The organism is Candidatus Methylacidithermus pantelleriae, from assembly GCF_905250085.1.
GTDB classification, from domain to species: domain Bacteria; phylum Verrucomicrobiota; class Verrucomicrobiia; order Methylacidiphilales; family Methylacidiphilaceae; genus Methylacidithermus; species Methylacidithermus pantelleriae.
Genome location: NZ_CAJNOB010000023.1, coordinates 1 through 16,343, shown reverse-complemented (window position 1 = coordinate 16,343; position 16,343 = coordinate 1). Strand labels below are relative to the sequence as shown.

13 protein-coding genes are annotated in these 16,343 nt (G+C 56.8%); 12 read left to right on the top strand and 1 reads right to left on the bottom strand.

The features are described 5' to 3' along the window. Positions 1 to 18: 18 nt before the first annotated feature. From KK925_RS06135 to KK925_RS06100, 8 genes are all read left to right on the top strand, one after another. Positions 19 to 1,665: a sodium:solute symporter gene (locus tag KK925_RS06135; protein WP_174582028.1), complete on the top strand. Its 1,647-nt coding sequence runs from the start codon at positions 19 to 21 to the stop codon at positions 1,663 to 1,665. Beyond that, positions 1,647 to 3,941 carry a beta-glucosidase BglX gene (gene bglX, locus KK925_RS06130; RefSeq protein ID WP_174582027.1) on the top strand — a complete coding sequence of 765 codons (2,295 nt, stop codon included), beginning with the start codon at positions 1,647 to 1,649 and terminating at the stop codon, positions 3,939 to 3,941. Before KK925_RS06135 ends, bglX begins: the two co-directional genes overlap by 19 nt. Before the next feature lie 217 nt (positions 3,942 to 4,158). After that, on the top strand, positions 4,159 to 6,255 hold the full coding sequence (locus KK925_RS06125) for a glycoside hydrolase family 3 N-terminal domain-containing protein (RefSeq protein WP_174582026.1): 2,097 nt from the start codon (positions 4,159 to 4,161) through the stop codon (positions 6,253 to 6,255). Between the two features lie 79 nt (positions 6,256 to 6,334). Beyond that, the gene (gene folP, locus KK925_RS06120; protein WP_214096349.1) at positions 6,335 to 7,222 is read left to right on the top strand and encodes a dihydropteroate synthase; all 888 of its coding nucleotides are present in this window, start codon (positions 6,335 to 6,337) and stop codon (positions 7,220 to 7,222) included. Beyond that, entirely contained in the window at positions 7,216 to 7,959 is a 744-nt protein-coding gene (cdaA, locus tag KK925_RS06115; RefSeq protein ID WP_236027874.1) for a diadenylate cyclase CdaA, read from the top strand. Before folP ends, cdaA begins: the two co-directional genes overlap by 7 nt. Before the next feature lie 13 nt (positions 7,960 to 7,972). Then, positions 7,973 to 8,131 (top strand): hypothetical protein, encoded by a 159-nt coding sequence (locus KK925_RS06110; RefSeq protein ID WP_174582025.1) that lies wholly within the window; start codon positions 7,973 to 7,975, stop codon positions 8,129 to 8,131. Between the two features lie 103 nt (positions 8,132 to 8,234). Then, a complete protein-coding gene (glmM, locus tag KK925_RS06105) occupies positions 8,235 to 9,614 on the top strand; it encodes a phosphoglucosamine mutase (protein ID WP_236027873.1) in 1,380 nt (459 codons plus the stop codon). A gap of 362 nt (positions 9,615 to 9,976) precedes the next feature. Then, on the top strand, positions 9,977 to 11,581 hold the full coding sequence (locus KK925_RS06100; RefSeq protein WP_174582024.1) for an IS1634 family transposase: 1,605 nt from the start codon (positions 9,977 to 9,979) through the stop codon (positions 11,579 to 11,581). A gap of 30 nt (positions 11,582 to 11,611) precedes the next feature. Here the strand turns inward: KK925_RS06100 and KK925_RS06095 are convergent, their stop codons facing one another. Then, positions 11,612 to 12,787: a glycosyltransferase gene (locus KK925_RS06095; RefSeq protein ID WP_174582023.1), complete on the bottom strand. Its 1,176-nt coding sequence runs from the start codon at positions 12,785 to 12,787 to the stop codon at positions 11,612 to 11,614. Positions 12,788 to 12,978: 191 nt separating this feature from the next. On the opposite strand from KK925_RS06095, the gene KK925_RS06090 reads away from it, so the two are divergent. From KK925_RS06090 to KK925_RS06075, 4 genes are all read left to right on the top strand, one after another. Beyond that, on the top strand, positions 12,979 to 13,764 hold the full coding sequence (locus KK925_RS06090) for a hypothetical protein (RefSeq protein WP_174582022.1): 786 nt from the start codon (positions 12,979 to 12,981) through the stop codon (positions 13,762 to 13,764). After that, the gene (locus KK925_RS06085; RefSeq protein WP_174582021.1) at positions 13,761 to 14,996 is read left to right on the top strand and encodes a beta-ketoacyl-[acyl-carrier-protein] synthase family protein; all 1,236 of its coding nucleotides are present in this window, start codon (positions 13,761 to 13,763) and stop codon (positions 14,994 to 14,996) included. The genes KK925_RS06090 and KK925_RS06085 overlap by 4 nt, the downstream gene beginning before the upstream one ends. Next, positions 14,983 to 16,026, top strand: a complete 1,044-nt coding sequence (locus KK925_RS06080) for a beta-ketoacyl synthase N-terminal-like domain-containing protein (protein ID WP_174582020.1) — start codon at positions 14,983 to 14,985, stop codon at positions 16,024 to 16,026. The genes KK925_RS06085 and KK925_RS06080 overlap by 14 nt, the downstream gene beginning before the upstream one ends. A gap of 108 nt (positions 16,027 to 16,134) precedes the next feature. Beyond that, the coding region (locus tag KK925_RS06075) for a hypothetical protein (protein WP_214096348.1) at positions 16,135 to 16,343 on the top strand (209 nt) is incomplete at its 3' end.

The following is a 16,343-nucleotide window of genomic DNA, read 5'->3' as shown; positions in this document are numbered from 1 at the left end:
TCGGGAAAAAGAGCTCTTATGCCCTTTCGCCAACTTACTTTCTGGGACTGGATCGCACTGGCTGGCTATTTTGGGGTCTTATGGGCCATCGGCTGGCGATGGGCCGGAAAGGGCAAAGACCCAGCAACTTACTTCTTGGCGGGGAGAAACGTGGGCTGGATCCCCGTAGGAGCCTCCCTCTTCATTTCCAATATCTCTACCGAGCATGTGGTCGGCCTTGCCGGGGCAGGAGCCCGCTCCGGCCTGGCCGCCGGTCAATTTGAGTGGCTCGCTTGTCCGATTCTCTTACTTTTAGGCTGGTGGCTCGCTCCCTACTATCTCCGGCTCAAGCTCTACACGATGCCCGAGTACGTAAAGCGCCGCTACGGCCAAGGGCCGGCGCTCCTTTTGAGTCTGACCACCGTTGTCACCTACGTGCTCACCAAGGTTTCGGTCCACCTTTACGCCGCTTTCCTTATCCTGAGCCCTCTTGTTGGCTGGAGTCCTATCCTAACCTCGATTTTTCTCGTGGGTTGTACCGGTCTGTACACGGTCGCGGGCGGCCTCGGAGCGGTTATCTATGCGGATCTTTTTCAGACCGTGATCCTTTTGGCAGGTAGCTTTATTCTCACCTGGCTGGGTTTACAGGAACTCGGCGGGCTTGCGAATCTCCGCCGTGTTTTGCCTGCCACTCACTTTGCCGTGTGGAGACCGGCTAGCGATCCAGACTATCCCTGGACAGGGATCGTCTTTGGAGCACCCATCCTTGGATTCTGGTACTGGTGCACCGACCAATCCATTGTCCAAAGGGTCCTAGCTGCCAGAGATAGCGAGCACGCTCGCGCGGGAGCGATCCTCGCCGGGTTTCTCAAACTTCTCCCGGTCTTTCTCTTTGTTCTTCCTGGAATGATTGCTCGGGCCCTTTTTCCTAGCGAGCTTTTGGGGAACTCCACCACCGGGGACCGGACGGATCTCGCCTACGTTTTTTTAGTCACCCGGCTTTTGCCTCCGGGTCTTGTGGGATTTTCCCTTGCCGGAATGCTCGCTGCGCTCATGGGCGCCATGAGCGCGGTGTTTAACTCGACATCCACCCTCCTCACCATGGACTTCTATCGAAAACTCCGCCCTGCCGCTTCCCAAAGAGAGCTCGTGCAGGTTGGTCGCTGGCTTACGCTGGTAACAGTGGTTCTTGGGATCTTATGGTCGCCGCTTATTCCCCATCTTCGAGGCGGCCTTTTCCTGTACCTCCAAAAAATGCAGGCCTATCTGAGCCCCCCTATCGCCGCCTGTTTCCTTTGGGGAATGCTATCGGCCAAGCCCAACGAGGGAGGTGCCTGGGTATGCCTGACCATCGGCCTGGCTCTAGGACTTGCGCGCATTGGGCTTGAGCTCACCGATCCTTTCGTTACCTTCCACAACCCAGTGGTGCGCGCATGGATTGACCTCCCGTTTCTTCATTATGCAACGTTTCTTTTCGTTCTTTCTAGCGCCCTTCTTTGGACCGCCAGTACCAGCCGCCGCCTCGGATCTGGGAAGCGTATCCCGGCCCCAAACTTACCCCTTGTCAGAATCGGAGAAACCACGTGCCCAGAACATCCCCAAACAACCCCCTCCTGGAAAATCCACTTGCTAGCAAGCCTCCTTCTTCTCCTGGTCCTAATCTGCCTATGGATGTATTTTGCCTAAGCCTAGGAAAGGCCCAAGCCATTGGGGCCTTTTTCCTCGTTTCGCTCAATCTGGCCAGTTTACTTTTCGCCCAAGAGGTCCATTCATCACCAACAGCCATGCCAGCGCGCAGGTCTTACCACAACGAGGAGGAACTTCTTGCCAGGATGACCCTGGAAGAAAAAGTGGGCCAACTCGTTCAGGTGAGTGGAGTTCCTGAAAACGTGGAGCTCGGGGAAACAGTCCCGCTCAAAGAGGAGTACAAACCCCTAATCCGGGCCGGACGGATCGGCTCCATCCTGAACCTCACCGGAGCAGAAAATACCAACGCCATTCAACGAATCGCAGTGGAAGAAAGCCGGTTAGGGATCCCCATTCTTTTTGGCTTGGACGTGATCCACGGCTACCGGACGATCTTTCCCATTCCCCTGGCCCTGGCGGCTTCTTGGGACCCCGGCCTTGTGGAACAAGTTGCAGCCTTCTCTGCCGAGGAAGCGCGCGCCCACGGGATTCGTTGGACCTTCGCTCCCATGGTGGATGTTACCCATGATCCCCGCTGGGGTAGGATAGCAGAAGGACCCGGGGAAGACCCTTTTTTGGCCTCGGCCATGGCAAGAGCCTGGGTGCGGGGCTTTCAAGGTGAGAGTTTCCGCTCTCCCGGACGCCTCGCTGCCTGTCCCAAGCATTTTGTCGCTTACGGTGCAGTTGAAGGAGGCCGTGACTACAATACCGTGTCGGTTTCGCTTCCGGCCCTCTGGGAACTCTACCTGCCCCCTTTTGAAGAGGCGATTGCTGCCGGCGCGCCCAGTGTCATGGCAGCCTTTGTCTCCGTTAACGGGCGCCCCATGGCCAGTAACTCGTGGCTTTTACGGCACGTGCTGCGACAAGAGCTGGGCTTTCGGGGAGTGGTCTTAAGTGACTGGAAGGCCGTTGGAGAACTGATCACCCATGGGATCGCTTCCAATTCCCGGGATGCTGCCCGCCAAGCGCTTTTGGCCGGGGTGGACGTTGACATGGAAAGCGGGGTCTACGCAGCCAATCTTGCCGAGCTGGTTCGCGAAGGGGTTGTTTCGGAAGGACTTCTGGATGAAGCCGTTCGAAGGGTGTTGCGACTGAAATTTGAAGTAGGTCTTTTTGATAACCCCTACACCATCGTTCCTCGATCCAATGGGGAGGGAGAACATAGTAACGCTTTGCCTCGCGAAGGACGGGAACTGGCGCGCCTAGCCGCCCAGCGGTCTGTGGTCTTACTCAAAAATGACAATAATCTTCTGCCCCTCTCCAAGGATCTCCATTCGGTCGCAGTGATCGGGCCGCTGGCGGCAGACCAAGAAAACCTCCTGGGTCCCTGGCACGCCTGCGGTCATCCAAGCGATGTCGTCACTGTGCTCGAAGGGATCCGGGCCAAGCTTTCTTCCAAAACGAAACTCCTCTACGCCAAAGGGTGCGACATTAATGGAGAGTCAACGTCGGGTTTTGCGGAAGCGCTACGGGCTGCGAAGGAGGCAGAGGTTGCCATTGTGGTTGTAGGGGAAGCCTCCTGGATGAGCGGAGAGGCAGGATCTCGAGCCAGCCTGGGGCTCCCCGGGAAGCAGGAGGAACTTGTTCGGCTCTTGTACGAGGCTGGGTGTCGCTTGGTAGTGATCGTGTTGAGCGGCCGGCCCTTGGCCATTCCTTGGATCGCCGACCATGTCCCTGCCCTTTTCCAAGCCTGGTTCCCTGGGATTGAGGGGGGCAATGCGATTGCCGATCTTCTCTTTGGCGATGCGATTCCTTCGGGAAAACTTCCGGTAACGGTTCCCCGGTCCACCGGCCAGATTCCCATCTACTACAATCACGAAAACACCGGTAGGCCCCCGGGATCCGGCCCGTTTAGTTCCGTTTACATTGACATTCCAACCACCCCTCTTTTTCCCTTTGGGTACGGTCTTTCCTACACCCGTTTTGTCTATCGCGACTTGCAGGTGGAACGCTCGTCCATCCCTGTGGGTGGGACGGTACGTCTGAGCGCATGGGTTCAAAATGTAGGCCAACGAACGGGTGAGGAGGTCGTTCAACTCTATTTGCGAGACATGGTCTCAAGCCTTACCCGCCCCGTGAGGGAGCTTAAGGGTTTTCGGAGGGTGAGACTGGCTCCGGGCCAAAGCGCCCGGGTTGAGTTTACCTTGGGACCCAAGGAATTGGGATTCCACCTGGAGGACGGTCGCTTTGTTGTCGAGCCGGGGAAGTACCAGGTGTGGATTGGGGGAAGTTCTGAAGGCGGAGCAAGCGGATTTTTTGAGGTTTCGGCCAGCTAAAGAAATTGTTCCCTTTTTCTTCTCCCCTGGAAGCAAAGCTCGGCGCCAAAAGGAGTAAGACGATCGAGTGGGCTTGAGAAAAGCAGACAAAAAAAACCCGGTCGCGGCGTTCACCCTTTGCCTGCTTTTGGGCGCTACCACTGGCCTCGCGTCCCAGGCACAACACGCCTCCCCTCACGCGGCACGCCCATTGTCATCACAAAAGCTTGTAGCCCGCATGACGTTGGAAGAAAAAATCGGGCAGCTCGTCCTCCTTCCTGCCGTGGTCCAAGGGAAGGAAGTGACCCTAAGCCAGGATCAAAGGGAGCTTGTTCGGGAAGGGAAAGCCGGGGCTATTCTTAACCTGGTCGGAGCCGAAGCCACTGACCAAGTGCAAGCGATTGCCATCCGCGAGTCCCGGCTTGGGATTCCGCTGGTCTTCGCTGCCGACGTGATTCAAGGGCGAAACACCATTTTCCCTATCCCCTTAGCCTTGGCCGCCTCGTGGAACCCTAGCCTTGTTCGCGAGGTCGCACGGCGAGCCGCTGAGGAAGCCTGGGCCAGCGGGGTGCGATGGACTTTTTCGCCCATGCTCGATGTCTCCCGCGACCCTCGCTGGGGTCGAATGGCAGAAGGTCCGGGGGAAGATCCGTACCTGGCCAGTCGTCTCGCACGCGCCTGGGTCGAAGGATTCCAAGGAAAAGGGCTGGGTCAACCCGGCACCCTGGCGAGCTGCCCCAAACATTTTGTTGCCTATGGAGCGGCGGAGGGCGGCCGGGATTACAACTCGGTAGAAGTTTCCGATCACCTGTTGTGGGAGGTCTATCTGCCCCCCTTCCTGGAAGCGATACGCGCGGGTGCGCCGTCGATCATGGCTGCTTTTGTCAGTCTTAACGGGATCCCAGCTGTGGCCAACCAGAAGCTCCTCCGGGATCTTTTACGAAAACAATTGGGTTTCCAAGGCGTCATTGTGAGCGACTGGGGAGCCCTGGGGGAACTCACCATCCACGGGGTCGCCAAGGACCGGGTCGAAGCTGCGTTTAAGGCGCTCCGGGCGGGGATCGATATGGACATGTCCAGCGAGATCTACCTGAGGAATCTTGGCTCAGCTGTGCGCGCCAAAAGGGAGCTAGAAGCCCTTCTCGAAGAGGCGGTTTTGCGCGTATTGGAATTTAAAAGAAGGCTCCACCTCTGGGAACATCCTTTCACGCAACCTTTGCCCCCCCCATCCGCGTCATGGACCAAGCTGGACCGGGAGCTTGCACGCAAGGCCGCCACCCAAACCTTTGTGCTTCTGAAAAACGAGGGGGGTGTCCTCCCCTTATCGCCCACGATCCGGCGGATCGCCCTTGTCGGACCTCTTTTCGACAATTCCGAAACCCCGCTCGGCCCGTGGCGAACCCGCCAACCCCAAAGTGGCGCCGTTACCCTCTTGGAGGCCCTCCAGGAAGAACTGGGGGACCGCGGAGAAATTCTAACAGCCGGTTGGCCCTGGGGCCAGCCTACCCAAAGGGATAAGGCAAAAGTCCTGGCATGTGCCCGGCAGGCGGACGTCGTCCTTCTTTCGATTGGGGAGTTGGTTCACATGGACGGCGAGTCAGCGTCGCGAGCTACGCTGGGCCTGCCCGCAGGGCAAGAAGAACTGGTCGAACTTGTGGCCTCGGTCCACAAACCCGCCGTCGCCATCCTTTTTAACGGTCGAGCTCTCGCTTTGCCGGAACTGGTGAACCAGGTGCCGGCGCTTCTGGAGGTCTGGTTCCCCGGGGTGGAAAGTGGCCACGCCATCTGCGACGTGCTCCTGGGAAAAGAATCCCCGTCTGGAAGACTCCCGGTAAGTTTTCCCCGATCGGTAGGCCAGCTTCCGGTTTACTACAACCATCGCCGGACTGGCCGTCCCCCGGGGCAAATGTTTACCTCCCGTTACATTGACAGCCCCGTGGATCCGCTTTTCCCGTTTGGATACGGGCTCACCTACACGCAATTCCAATACGGTGCTTGCCAGTCTACACCTCGGTCTTTCCATCGCCGTGAGAAGATCCGGGTAGGTGCCTGGATACAAAACGTGGGCAAGCGTCCAGGAGAGGAAGTGGTCCAGCTCTATGTGCGAGCTCTTTCTGGAGAGCTGGCGCGGCCCATCCGCGAGCTTAAAGGATTCCAAAGAATCTACCTTCTGCCGGGGCAACGGCAGTGGGTAGAATTTTCTCTCCAAGCCGAGGATCTTGGCTACTGGGATCCGGAAGGAGTTTTTCGGGTGGAACCCGGAATCTACCAGGTCTGGATCTCCCCCAATTCCCAGGAGGGGATCCCAGGAACGATCGAGCTCCTCGAAGGGTAACAACGGCGCCGGAGGGTGCTTGCCGGGAGTCCGGGAGCTTTGGGGCAGTGGGTAGGTCAGAGGAAAAAGAAAGGAATCGATGGAGAAATGGATGCGACCGGCTAACCAGACAGGCAACCGGTGGGTCACTGCCCGGAGGGTGATCACTTTTCCTCGACGCCCGCTGGTTATGGGGATTCTCAATGTGACCCCAGACTCGTTTTCGGACGGCGGGCTTTACCTGGACCCGGATCGAGCCGTGGCACGCGCTCACCAGATCGTTCAGGAGGGAGCTGACCTCTTGGATATCGGCGGCGAATCGACCCGACCTGGAGCCGACCCAGTGCCGGCGGAGGTGGAACTGGACCGTATCGGTCCTGTCCTAGAGCGATTGCGTGGCACCATTGGAATTCCCATTTCCGTCGACACCTATAAGCCTGAGGTAGCTCGTGTCGCACTTGAGCAGGGAGCGGAAATCGTTAACGACGTGAGCGGGGGCCAATGGGAACCAGACCTGTGGGAGGTGATCGTCCATTACCAAGCTGGATACGTTCTTACCCACTCCCGGGGAAAACCCAAGATCATGCAAGAGCTCGCCCAGTACACCAACGTGGTGGAGGAGGTAAAAGAGTTCCTTGCTGCCCAGTTGCGTCACTTGGAAGCTCGAGGTCTCTCACGGGATCATGTGGTTTGCGACGTGGGTTTTGGTTTTGGAAAAAACTCGGAGCACAATTGCACGCTTCTGGCGCATCTCGACCAATTTTCGGATCTTGGTAGACCCCTTCTGGTCGGTCTTTCGAGAAAATCGTTTCTAAAAAAAATTGCCGGTACCGGAAGTTTATCGGTATGCACAAGGGCCGCAGAAGTATGGGCCGCGGCTCACGGGGCTCGAATTTGGCGGGTCCACGAAGTGGCCGATGCGGTGTGTGCCTCGAGGCTGCTAGGGGCAGTTGCTGGCGAAGTTCCAGAGGAACGGAAGACATGGTGAAGATTGGGCCGTTTCATCTTTCCTGGATCGTCGAGATTGTACTTATTGCAACGGCGATCTACCAGATCTGGAAATTGCTTGAAGGGACCCGAGGAGCGCGCGTGTTGACCGGGCTGGCAACCGTGCTTGTGACGGTCACCCTGGCGGCTCATCTCTTTCATCTACGGGTGATTATGGAGATTATCCGGCTTTTTTCTCCCTCTTTCTTTCTCGCGGTGATTGTGCTCTTCCAGCCAGAGCTTCGCCAAATCCTCGCCGAGCTAGGCACCCGGCCCAGAGTGGGCGCCGCCCGCCCGCGAGAAGAACTCATTGAGGAGATGGTAACGGCCGTGGAAAGCTTGCAGCGCGAGCGGTTCGGAGCCTTGATGGCGATTGAACGGGAAGACTATTATCTTCCCGGGCGAGAGACGGGGACTCTTCTGCACGCCAAACTGAGTGCCGACCTTCTGGTGACGATTTTTTACCCCAGAACGCCTCTTCATGACGGAGGCGTGATTATCCGCGGGGATGAAATTGTAGCCGCTGCAGCCATTTTTCCCTTAACCCAGCGAGAACAACTAGAACGCCGGTTGGGATTACGACACCGGGCGGCTATTGGCCTTTCCGAGGAGACGGATGCCGTCGTTGTGGTTCTGTCTGAAGAAACGGGCATTATTTCCATCGCTTGCAAGGGAGTATTGGAAAGGCCGTACGATCCGGATGGATTGCGAACACGGCTGACCGAACTTTTGCTCTAAGGGGGTGGAGCCGATGGAAAACTGGGAACGACTAAAAAACCTCGTGGTGTCCAACTGGCAACAGAAACTTCTTTCCCTAATCTTGGCCATTGCCCTTTGGGTCGTGCTCAAAGAGTCACTCGAACCTGGTACCCTGGATCAGATCCTCTCAAGCCTGGGCCTAATCCGATAGGGAAGAATGGAGCAAGACCCCCGTGTGGGTGCTAGCTTAGCTTTCTCAGGTTTTTGCTCGCTTGACAGAGGCTCCTTTTGGTAGAGGCCTCCGTACGAATTTCATGCCTTTTGTTATGCAAGCTTTGCCCCTTTTTGGAACCGACGGAATCCGAGGCGTTGCCAACCGCCCGCCGATGACGCCGGAGTTACTCTTGCGGCTAGGCCGGGTTCTTTCCCAACAGGTGGGCCAAGCTAAACGGCGAGCACGAATGTTAGTAGGACGCGACACCAGAATTTCCGGGCCCCTGTTGGAAGCCGCGTTCGTCGCAGGGGCTCTTTCGGCCGGAAGCGAAGTGATGCTGGCGGGGATCCTTCCCACACCGGCGATAGCTATGCTAACAAGAGAGCTTGGTTTTGATGCGGGGATCGTGGTAAGCGCCTCCCATAATCCCTATCCAGACAACGGGGTGAAGGTTTTTCTTGCCGACGGGTTTAAGGGCGATCGCGCGTTTGAGCAAACCATCGAATCGCTCCTCGAGCAATCGGATTCCGAGGAAGACCGTCCCGTAGGAAGTAGCGTTGGACGCGTCACGCTTCTCCCTCAAGCACAGGAACTCTATCTTTCCTTGCTCAAAAGGGTTTGGCCAAAAAACCGTAATCTCCGAGGGTTGCGCATCGTGGTTGATTGCGCCAACGGTGCGACCTACCAGACAACTCCAAGGCTTCTGGAGGAGCTGGGAGCCGAGGTCTACGCCTTCCACCGGGAACCCAACGGGGTAAACATCAACTTTCATTGTGGAAGCGAACATCCCCAGGGACTTTGCGAGGCAGTCCTAGCTTGTGAAGCCCATTTAGGAGTGGCTCACGATGGAGATGGGGATCGGCTCCTGCTCTGTGATGAGACCGGTAGCCTTCTCGATGGAGACGATGTGTTAGCCATTGTCGGCCGCTTTTATTTGGAAAAAGGGAAACTGGCCCAGAACACCCTCGTAGCAACCGTCATGAGTAATCTAGGTCTTGATGAGTGCCTAGCCCAGGCCGGAGGCAGAGTGGTCCGCACTCCGGTAGGAGATCAACATGTGGTCGCGGCTATGCGGAACGGTGGCTTTAACGTGGGAGGAGAATCCTCGGGTCATTTCATCTTTCTGGATTATGCCACCACGGGAGACGGGCTTCTTTCGAGTTTGCTGCTTCTCCAGATTATGCTTGAGACCGGGCAACCCCTCGGGCAACTGCGCCGGTGTCTTCATAAATACCCTCAAGTAGTACGGAATTTTCCGGTGTCTGCGAAACCGCCCCTTGAAGAGATCCCTGGGCTTTCCCAAGCCCTCGAGGGAGCACGTCGAGAGCTCGGTTCCGAGGGACGAGTGCTTCTTCGATACTCCGGCACTGAACCCAAGCTGCGGTTGCTGGTGGAAGCCAAGGACGAAATCAAGCTTCACAATGTAGAAAAGGCACTCACCCAGTTTCTTAGCTCGGCTCTGGGGCCACTTGGTCATTAGTCCGCTTGCCGGAAGGATCGAAATCTTTTCTCGACTTCCGCCCGTTACTGAACGCCCACCCGGGTCTTTTTTCGTGAACGAACGGTTTTTAGGCGATTATTGCCTCGGTCACACGTAGAAAGGCAACCCCTTCTGCTTCGCTATCGGGTCGTCCCCATGGTCCAATGCTGGCGGCAGGAAAGAAACGACGGCCGGTCTTGTCGATTTTTCCACCAGCTCGGTTACCTATCTTCCAGGACCTTTTGCTATGATGGTTTTACAATGTTCACTCGTGGCTAAAAATCCCGTAAGCCACTTATGCTCCCGCGAACTGACGATGACCTTTTTTGGCATTCCCGCCATCGGTCAGCTACACTGGAGGCATGTACGTCCAGGAGATTCGCACCTATCAAAGAGGCAAGGTGTACCGTTCGGTACTCGTCCGCCAATCCTACCGGGTCGGCAAACAAGTTAAGACAAAGATTTTGGCCAACTTGACACGGCTCCCCGGTGAGGTTCAGGAACTGATTCGAAGATCGCTTCGAGGGGAAAAGCTTCTGCCCCTGGGAGATCTCCGAATCCAGGAAGCGCGCGATTACGGGGGATTGGCTGTGCTTGAGGAGGTATGGAAACGCTGGGGGCTCGATCAAGTTCTTTCGGCCATGGGCTCGGAACGCAAGCAACGGCTTCTCAAAACCTTGGTCTTTGGAAGGATCCTTTTTCCCTCTTCGAGGCTTGCACTCGAAGAAGTCGCTAGCCAGACAGCACTGGCCCAAGTATGCGGGCTAGAACCAAAAGACTTGGAAAAAGAAGAGCTTGCCGCCGCCGTGGATGGGCTTACCGGTGTGTGGAGCCAGATTGAGCGGAAACTTTGCCAAGCTACCCCAACCCAGGAAACGAGTTTTTTCCTTTTTCGATGGTCAAGCTCCTCCCGTACGGGCGAGGAAGCTGGAAAAGCTACCGGCGGCACATTCAGCCATGATGATCCCTTAGGCCCACCCAAGACTCTTTTGGCGATTGCGACCAATGCGCAGGGAATCCCGATTCACATCGAGGTACTCCGAGCCCACCGAGGAGACAAGACAACGTTACACGGGCTACTGGTAACGCTACAGCGGAGATTTGGGATTGAGAAGACTACCTTTGTTTTCGATCGGGATAGGAACAACCGGTGGAAGCGCGAGGGATTCCCTAGCTATGTGACGCGGGCAAGCCGGGCCAAGCTCCAAAAGCTCTTGCACGAGCTTCAGCAAAAGCGGGCACTTTGGCTAGCGGACCGGAAACAAGCCCGGGAAATTTTCGACGGTGGGGTTCGTTACGTGCTTGCGTGGGCAGAATGGCAACAAGAACAGGATCGAAGGCGACGGTATAACGCGATTACCTCTATCGAGGAGGTCCTGCGCCAGGCTGCTCGGACCTTCCGGAAAAACGGAGAGAGTCTCGCAAGCGCAAGGAACCGGATCGCACGGGAACTCGGTTGTCTTCCAGTGAAGAAACACTTCCGGCTTGGAATCGATCGCCAGGGTCGTTTCTCGTGGAAGCTCGACCAGGAGCGGGTCCGGGAGGAAAAGACCATGGATGGCTGGTATCTTCTGGAGACCGATCTACCCCAAGCGCAGGCCTCTGCCGAAGAAGTCCTCACCCGCTATTACCGGCTGATTCACCTGCAGGCTCTCTTCTCCGAATTAGCTAACGATCCTCACGTGGATACCTCCGATCCCTCCCGGCCCGATCAAGTGCGCAATCAGATGCGGATCGCTTTTCTCGCCCTTCGGCTAACCGCGCGTCTTCAGGCCGAATGGATCTCTCTAGGGCTTAAGCAGGACGTGCTTCCGTTTCTTCGCTGTCTCCAAGCGATTCGCTTGATCCAGTTGACCTGCAAGGAAAAGCCTTTGGTCCACATCCTTTCTCCGATCCCGTCCGAATGGACGGAGCTTCTCGAGAAAGCTGGTCTCTTTGGGCCCTTTGCTCCATTTTTCCCCGAATGAGGGCTCCCGTCCCCGTCCTCCAGCAAAGCGTTAACCGGTCCCTTTCCTCTTCAGGGAGACCCTTTGATCTAGAAGGGAAGACTTGTCGACCGGGCACGGCCACCACTGCCGATCCCACGCCACCGGCCAAGGCAACCAGCACAACAACCAAGAAAAGGTTCGAAGATAGCTCCACAAGGGTAAAAGGCGGTAGAGACGCTTCGGTAAATGCGCTCGAACGGCTCGAAAGATGGAAAGAAACCACAATGACTCTCCAACGACAACGCAGAGCCATCCCATCCAGTTTTGGGGTTCGTGCCAGTTAAGAAAAAGCGCGACGGTCCAGCCTATCATGGGCAAAATAAGGATCTGGCCCGCAAATCCCGCGGGGGAGCACCACCGGACGGTTTTTTTCCAACGGAGATAACGGGCAAGGGCTTCTCGTAAGGTCAGGGAACGGGGAAAGGTCTCCAATACCACCGAACCCAAGGCACCTGGCTTAAGAGTTTGAGCAAGAACGAAGTCATCCGCAAGCGATTTCCCTAGCTTGTCCCATAGGGAAGCCCGTTCCCACTTTTTCCCCAAAAAAACCATTCCAGCTCCCAGACCAAACCACACCCGATCCATCCGGCCCAAAAGGCAAACGCCTGGAAAGAGCTCCACATTCACCCAGGCGGCTTCCCAAAAGTCCCGAGCGTTGTCGACTCCTCGGATCACGTACGGGTAGGTAACAAACCCCCTCCGGCATGCTTCGAAATCCTCCCGGACCACGTGCAAAAAATGCGAAGGCAAGCAAACATCCCCGTCCGTCCATACCCAAAGCTCGCCTTTGGCAAACTTGGCCAGCGACCTCTGCCAGAGAATTTTGGGGTTGCGATAAGGGAAAGGGTCCGGTTCAAAAAGAATCTGAAAAGACGCCCCGCATTCGGACGCCTCAAGCAATTGGATTGCGTCGGTCCAAAGACACGCGTCTTCCCTGGGGATCCCCAAAAGGAGCTGGCACCCTGAGTCAAGTTGCGAAAGAAGCGAAAAGAGGGCATCGCGGAGACGCTCGTACTCCTGGGGGGAGCGGATCTTAGGAATCGGCCGGAACAGGGATAAGGTCTTGCTACCCTTACGCTTCCGCGGGGGCCTCCGGGGGGCACCGGCGCGAGCACAATGAAGGGAAAGCCCCCACCATAAAGCGCTAATCGCCGTCCAACACCAAAGAAAAAGGCGCCACGCCACACCCGCTCTCCTCCCACTAGCCTCCTACTCAAACGACATATCCTTGGCTTGGTGAAGTGGCCATACCAAATTTGTAAAAACATGCTGGCCGGCGGTTCCGTCTTGCCCCAAGGACGCTCACTTTTTACGCCTCTGCTTGTCAAGGTGGCTGCAAATAGCCACCTTCTTTTCCGCGCCCTCACGGTCTGGAAATGAAACTCGATCGTTTTTCCCTCCGGATCCTTTTCTTTTTGCCTATTCTCTGGAACGTAAGCTTCGCCGTTGCAGGGGGTTTCGAATTCAGCAAAGACCGGTTCGGGTTTGCCAACGAGACGGTGTGGGACTACGAGGCGGGCCGGCCCACGCACAAGTCCCATACGAAGCATCGTCACAAACGATACTCGCGTCGCTGCTTTGTTCTTTGCCGTGCAGCTATCCAATTCTGGAAGTTTGCGCGCTTTGATCCTAAAGGACAGCCTCTTTCGGACTCTGAGCTTGCCCGGAGAATCCGCCAAGTCACCGAACGGGAGGCATGGCAAGATCCTCTCCCACCACACCAGCGTGTTCTCTTCCCTGGCGCTCGTTCCCTATGGGAGCTCAGTTCCCAGCGCCCGGAGGTTTTTCGAAGAAATCTCGGCCTAGGATGGCCGATCTACTTCCGTCCGGGGAATGCCGTTCTCCTTATTCCTCCCAGCCCCCGAGAGGAACATCGAGTCTACCAAAAGCTTTGGAGTTTTTCTCGAAAAGGCATCCCTTCTGTAGCGTGGCTAGCGAATTTTCCGTCGCTCAACATCAACCATGCGGTGGTCGTTTTCGCCTCGCGAAAAACCTCCCATCCCAACCAAACGGAATTTCTGGTTTACGATCCGAACTACACAGACCATCCGAAACGTCTCATTTATGACGCTCACACCCGGAGTTTTTCGTACCAACCCACGTTTTATTTCCCCGGGGGCAAGGTAGGTGTGCGTCTCCTTTATCAAAGGCCCTGGCAATGAGCGTAGAAAGCGCTTCTGTGGTGGTAACCGGGCTGGGGGCAGTAACTCCCTTGGGAAAGAATGCATCGTTGAGCTGGCGGAATCTTTTGGAGGGCCGGTGGGTGGTCGGCCCGGTCACGCTTTTTGATACGGAAGGATGTCACAGCCATGTGGCTTCGGAAGTCCATCCGCTGCCCGAACTAGAAATTTCTGCCAAAACATGCTCCCGTCTCCCTCGGGCCTCGCGCTTGGCCTTGCCGGCAGCCCACGAGGCGCTGGCGATGGCCGGTCTTTGGCCCCGGGACCTCGGTCGAGGTCTTCTCGAGCTTCCTCTTGTCTTGAGCACAACAGGAGGAGGCATGGCTTTTGGAGAAACCTTTTTGCGACTGAGTTACCAGCGGGGGAGGGTGCGGGGAAGATTGCCTCTGGTGGCTCGATATCAACCCCAGCAACAGGTACTCGACCTCCAGGAACATCTGGGGTTCCAGGGTCCATCCGTTGTGCTGGCCAACGCGTGTGCCAGCGGATCCAACGCGATTGGACACGCAGCAGACTGGATCCGGTCTAGGGAGGTTGACTGCGTTCTGGTCGGGGGTGTGGAAGCCTTAAGCGAGCTCATTTTTGTCGGTTTCGACTCCCTCCAGACGCTTTCACCCGACTTGTGTCGCCCGTTCGATCGGAACCGCAAGGGCTTGATTCTGGGGGAAGCCAGTGCATTTGTCGTTCTGGAATCCCAAGAGCATGCGTTGAGTCGAGGGATACGCCCCTTGTGTTATGTAAGTGGCTACGGGCATCTCACCGATCTTTATCATTTGACCCAACCCTCGCCGGACGGAAGCGCGCTCATTGGAGCTCTGGATCAGGCAGTCAAACAGGCAAAGCTTCCTCCGGAAGCTATTGGTTATGTGAACGCTCACGGGACCGGAACCCCTGCGAACGATCTCATGGAAGCTTGGGCCTACTACCGGTTCTTCGGGGAAGCATTTCACCAGCTCCGAGTGAGCTCGACCAAAGCAGCCATTGGGCACTCCCTGGGAGCCAGCGGGTGCGTGGAAGCCGTTTTTTCCATTTTAGCCCTAGTGACCCGCCAGCTTCCACCTCAAATCCTATGTGAGGACCCGATGGAACCCATGGGTCCCATTTTGGTTCGAAAATCCGAGACGCTGCGTCCGGGAGCTTCCGTCGCCAGCGTCAACCTCGGATTTGGTGGCTCCAACGCGGCTTTACTTTTTTCACCCTATGAACCGCAGTGAAATCCTTTCGGTGTACAACTGGGGAGCGGTTTCGCCTTCTGGTTGCGGGGTCCAAGAGCTTTGGAACCATCCCCCCCTAAAAGGACAAGAACCCGATGTGAGTTCCCCCACGCGATGGTACGAGGTTTTTGCTGTTAATCGGAAGTGGCCGCAATTGCTCCGATGGAAAGACCATCCTCGCCTGCGGCGTGCTAGCTCCCTTAGCTCCTTCATGGTAGAAGCCGCTTGCCAAGCCCTGGGTCCATCATTCGGCATGGACAGGGAAGGCTCCCTTGGAGTGATCGCTTGCTTTGGAACCGGAAGCGTTTCGCTCAGTCATAAGTTTTACGCAGGCTTTCTCGCAACAGGGAAACGGTTTGCGAGCCCTGCTCTCTTCCCGGAAACTGTCTATAATGCTTCGCTGAGCCATTTAGCCGCCGTCATCTCCTGCTCCGGACCTGCGTATGCCCTGGTCGGAGATCAGACCGCCTGGCTGGCCGCGTTGCGCGTAGCACGGATCTGGTTGAACCAGGGAGCCTGCCAGTGGGTTCTCGTCGTAGGTGCCGAGGAACTAGACCCGATTGCTATAGAGGCTTTTGTAGCCTGCGGGTGGCTTAAACGCAAGAGTCTTTTCCGCCCTTCCGAAGGAGCGGCGAGCTTGCTCCTAGGCCCACCAGGCCAAGAGGCACTCTGTCACCTAGGCCCCTGGTGGGGAGAATGGCCGTATCGAAATCGCTCGCAAGCCGCACAGGCGGCCCGGAAGCTTGCAGAGCTCATCCCTCCCAACGCTTGGGTGTACCGATCCGCCCAGAATAACTGGCTTGCAGCCATGGAGGCACAAGTTACGGGAGGACGCCCTGCTTGTGAAAGTCCATGGTATTTGGGGGAGGCCTTTACGGCCTCCGCCGGCTGGCATATCATTCTTGCGGGTCTTTTCGCACGACAAAAGGCTTGCCCGCTTTACCTGCCACTATGGGGTCTTAACTATGGGATCGGATTACTCAAAGTCCTTCCCCCCAACGAAAACCATTCCACCTCACCCCACGTGTGACCCGTGCTCCCGGGCTTAAGTTTTCCCCGGTGCGGGACGATGCCTTTGACATCGGATACAGTAAACAACCCGCGAGTGAAATCGCAGGCTTTAGGGCAGAACGCAAAGATGGCCCACCTTCCCCATGCTCCCAACATCAGGCGTCTTTACGACCGCCCTAGGGGAAGGGGCGGTCTCACCAATCCAGGCAATCTTTCGACTTGCGTTCACGTTGCCGTGCGCCCGGAGATGAGAGTAAAGACACTCGAAACGATCTCTCAAGCGTGTCCCCAGACCTCCCCAACACAGGCAGGTCGGGCGCATGGAGGCTCCGGGAT

Excerpts from the sequence above, each read along its gene's own strand:
- KK925_RS06135 (WP_174582028.1), top strand. The coding sequence starts at position 19 with ATGCCCTTTCGCCAACTTACTTTCTGGGACTGGATCGCACTGGCTGGC.
- bglX (WP_174582027.1), top strand. The coding sequence starts at position 1,647 with ATGGATGTATTTTGCCTAAGCCTAGGAAAGGCCCAAGCCATTGGGGCC.
- KK925_RS06125 (WP_174582026.1), top strand. The coding sequence starts at position 4,159 with ATGACGTTGGAAGAAAAAATCGGGCAGCTCGTCCTCCTTCCTGCCGTG.
- folP (WP_214096349.1), top strand. The coding sequence starts at position 6,335 with ATGGAGAAATGGATGCGACCGGCTAACCAGACAGGCAACCGGTGGGTC.
- cdaA (WP_236027874.1), top strand. The coding sequence starts at position 7,216 with ATGGTGAAGATTGGGCCGTTTCATCTTTCCTGGATCGTCGAGATTGTA.
- KK925_RS06110 (WP_174582025.1), top strand. The coding sequence starts at position 7,973 with ATGGAAAACTGGGAACGACTAAAAAACCTCGTGGTGTCCAACTGGCAA.
- glmM (WP_236027873.1), top strand. The coding sequence starts at position 8,235 with ATGCCTTTTGTTATGCAAGCTTTGCCCCTTTTTGGAACCGACGGAATC.
- KK925_RS06100 (WP_174582024.1), top strand. The coding sequence starts at position 9,977 with ATGTACGTCCAGGAGATTCGCACCTATCAAAGAGGCAAGGTGTACCGT.
- KK925_RS06090 (WP_174582022.1), top strand. The coding sequence starts at position 12,979 with ATGAAACTCGATCGTTTTTCCCTCCGGATCCTTTTCTTTTTGCCTATT.
- KK925_RS06085 (WP_174582021.1), top strand. The coding sequence starts at position 13,761 with ATGAGCGTAGAAAGCGCTTCTGTGGTGGTAACCGGGCTGGGGGCAGTA.
- KK925_RS06080 (WP_174582020.1), top strand. The coding sequence starts at position 14,983 with ATGAACCGCAGTGAAATCCTTTCGGTGTACAACTGGGGAGCGGTTTCG.